4 protein-coding genes are annotated in these 3,000 nt (G+C 64.5%); 2 read left to right on the forward strand and 2 right to left on the reverse strand.

Going from position 1 to position 3,000, the window contains the following annotated elements:
• Positions 1-85 precede the first annotated feature (85 nt).
• Positions 86-583, forward strand: coding sequence for a TPM domain-containing protein (locus IVB47_RS23200; protein ID WP_247464621.1), 498 nt, complete (start codon positions 86-88; stop codon positions 581-583).
• A gap of 182 nt (positions 584-765) precedes the next feature.
• Here IVB47_RS23200 and IVB47_RS23205 read toward each other — a convergent pair whose 3' ends face one another.
• Both IVB47_RS23205 and IVB47_RS23210 read right to left on the reverse strand, forming a co-directional pair.
• Positions 766-1,578, reverse strand: a complete 813-nt coding sequence (locus IVB47_RS23205; RefSeq protein WP_247282469.1) for an MBL fold metallo-hydrolase — start codon at positions 1,576-1,578, stop codon at positions 766-768.
• Positions 1,575-1,946 carry a Crp/Fnr family transcriptional regulator gene (locus IVB47_RS23210; protein WP_027520234.1) on the reverse strand — a complete coding sequence of 124 codons (372 nt, stop codon included), beginning with the start codon at positions 1,944-1,946 and terminating at the stop codon, positions 1,575-1,577. Before IVB47_RS23210 ends, IVB47_RS23205 begins: the two co-directional genes overlap by 4 nt.
• A 288-nt stretch (positions 1,947-2,234) precedes the next feature.
• On the opposite strand from IVB47_RS23210, the gene IVB47_RS23215 reads away from it, so the two are divergent.
• Positions 2,235-3,000: hypothetical protein (locus IVB47_RS23215; protein WP_247464751.1), on the forward strand; the 766-nt coding region annotated here is incomplete at its 3' end.

Here is a 3,000-nt window from a genome sequence, read left to right on the forward strand (position 1 = left end):
GAGCAGCGGGTCGTCGTCGAGCGGCGGCTTCAGCGGCGGTGGCGGCAGCTTTGGCGGCGGCGGTGCTTCGGGGAGCTGGTAGGTCATGAGCATCAGGCGCATCACCCGGCATCTGCTCCAGCACCATTGGCGCGCCAAGCAGGTGTTCCCAAAGGGCGTGCTCGACCGCATCGAGCAGGCGATCAAGCGCGGCGAAGCCATGCATTCCGGGCAGGTTCGCTTCGTGGTCGAAGGCGCGCTCGATGGCGGGCCGCTGTTTCGCAACCAGCCGGCGCGCGAGCGCGCGCTCGACGTGTTCTCGCAACTGCGCATCTGGGACACCGCGCACAACAATGGCGTCCTGATCTACCTCCTGCTCGCCGACCGCGATGTGGAGATCATCGCCGACCGCGGTATCGATACGAAGGTTGGCCCCGAGGGCTGGGAGAGCATCTGCCGCGCGATGGAAGCCGAGTTCAGGTCAGGGCAATTCGAGCGCGGCGTGATCGGCGGGATCGAGGCGGTGTCCTGCGAGCTGGCAAAGCATTTCCCGCCGCAGGGCCCGCATGCGAACGAGCTGCCGGATGCGCCGGTGGTGATGTAGTCCCGGCTGGTAGCCCTACACTCCGTCATTGCGAGCGTAGCGAAGCAATCCAGAATCTCTCGCGGAGAGACTCTGGATTGCTTCGCTGCGCTCGCAAGCCTGGATTGCTTCGCTTCGCTCGCAATGCGAGCTTGAAGCGCCGTGCTTCTTTTGCAAAGAGGCACACCCAGCCGCCAGCCCACCTAATCATCCAGCTTGTTCAGATCCCGCACCGACTGCATGATCGGCTCGAAGTTCGAGCGCGCATCAAGCGCGTCGAACAGTTGCGCGGTGTCGTCCAGCAATCCATGCGACCTAGCAATCGCGATGCGGACGTCTTGCTGCGGTGTGTCCGACAGGCGCCCGTGCCCGGACAGCAGGATCTTCGAGTCCAGCCCCTTCAGCCGCTCCAGCGATTCGATGTAGTCGGCGATGCTTCCCGAGCCGAACACGCCGCCCATCACGCCGCCGGGCATGAGCGTATCGGCGGCGAACAACAGCCCCTTGTCCTGGTCGAACAGCGTGATGCAAGCCGAGGTGTGGCCGGGCGTGTGCATCACGTTGAGACGGAAATTGCCGAGGTCGATCAGATTGCCCTCCTCGAGCCAGATGTCGATATTGACAGGCACGTTCGGCTCGTTGAACATCTTCCGCAGCATCGAGAAGTCGTCGCGCAGCATGATCTTGTTGGCGGCGAGGCGATGGGCGGCGACGAAGGTGCGGCGCTCGTTGAAGTGCCAGGCCGCGCCGATATGGTCGAGATGCTCGTGGCTGAGCACCACCATGTCGATCTTCTCCGGCGGGCAGCCGACGAAGTTCAGGCATTCGACCATCGCCGCATAGTTCGAGGACAGCCCGGTATCGATCAGGATGGTCCGCGCCGAGCCGCGCACGAGATAGACATTGGCGGCGCGATTGGAGAAACGGATCTGGTAGACGTCGTCCGCCGCCTGGATCAGCGAGCAGGTGTCGTTCTTCATCAGGACCGGAAAGGCCGTCGGCTTGCCGTCGCTCATGATTGGGCCGCCCGGTAGCTGACCGCGTTGGCGGCGCGCAGGCGCTTCGACAGCGCATCCATCACCATCAGCGCAAACGCCGGCTGCTGGCTGACGAGATAGACGAAGCGGGCGTGGTTGACCCTCATCACCTTGGTGTTCGGCGCCGCCGCGATCGCCGTCGCCGAACGTGCGGAGCCGTCGATCACGGCCATCTCGCCGAAGAATTCGCCCTTGCCGAGTTTGATGATGCTGGTCTTGCTGGCGCCGCTGAACTTGGCGATCTCGACCTCCCCGTCGAGGACAACGTACAGCTCGCGGCCGGTCGAGCCTTCCTCGAAGATGATGTCATCGACGCCAAACTCGTTGATGCACTTCTCGATCGTCATGACACCCCCCAAGGGCCTCTGCAGCCGTTCTGGCTGACAGGCAGTCATGTTAGCGGGGTAACAGGGGCGGGCAAACAGCCTGTTCTGACGGGAGCGTGCCTACCGCAGGGCAGCATCGGCTGACGATTTGTTGCACGCCGTCACACCGGTTCCACTTTCCCGGCCCAATTCGGCCCCGGATGAGTTCCTAAAATTTTGGTAAGTGGGTCCGCAGGTAAGGAATTCGCAAGCAATGAAAGTTACCAAAAGGTCAACCGAGACTGGAGTATTTGAGCCGTGAGCGAACCAATACCCGAGCAGGCCGCCCAGGATACTGGCGTCGTCGTAGCCGCAGCGACCGTGCCGCAGGCCATCGAGGCTGCTGCCGGCATCGAGGCCCCCTCGATTGCCCCCGACCACGAGACGCCGCCGAAGCCTGATCCGGTCAAGCCCGATCCAATCAAGGTCGAGCCCCCAAAAATCGAGGCATCGAGGATCGAGACGCCGAAGTTCGAAACCAAAGCCGAGCCCAAGCCCGAAACCAGGTCCGAGCCAAAGCCCGGCAAGCTCATCGTCATGGCACCCGCGGAGCGGTCTTGGGGCGGTGAGGAGTTTGCGCCGCATGTGAAGGCGGACGAGCCGCGCGAGACCGGCGGCAAGCGCCGCCTGTCGGCGATGGCCGCGGTGGTGGCGATTGCGGCCAGTGTCGGCGCCATCAGCGGCGCGCTCGCGACCGCAGGGATGATGCACTTCGCAAGCCCCGCGCCGGCACAGGTCGCCGACACCAGCGCGCTGGAATCCTCGGTCGCCCGGATCGATGCCGATGTCGTCGCGCTCAAGGCCAATGTCGAGCACACCTCCAAGACCGGCCTCGGCCAGTTCAACCGGACCAACGACCGTCTCGACAAGCTCGAGAAGGCCCAGGCCGAGCCGATGGCCAAAATCGCGAAGCTGTCCGAGACTGTTGACAAGCTCCGCGCCACTCCGCCGGCGGCGCCCGCCCAGGCCGCAGCCGCCGTGCCGGCCCGTGAGACCACCGGCTCGATCGCACCGGCCCAGGTTGCGACCGCGGCGG

The organism is Bradyrhizobium sp. 62, from assembly GCF_023073035.1.
In the GTDB taxonomy this organism is placed as follows: Bacteria; Pseudomonadota; Alphaproteobacteria; order Rhizobiales; family Xanthobacteraceae; genus Bradyrhizobium.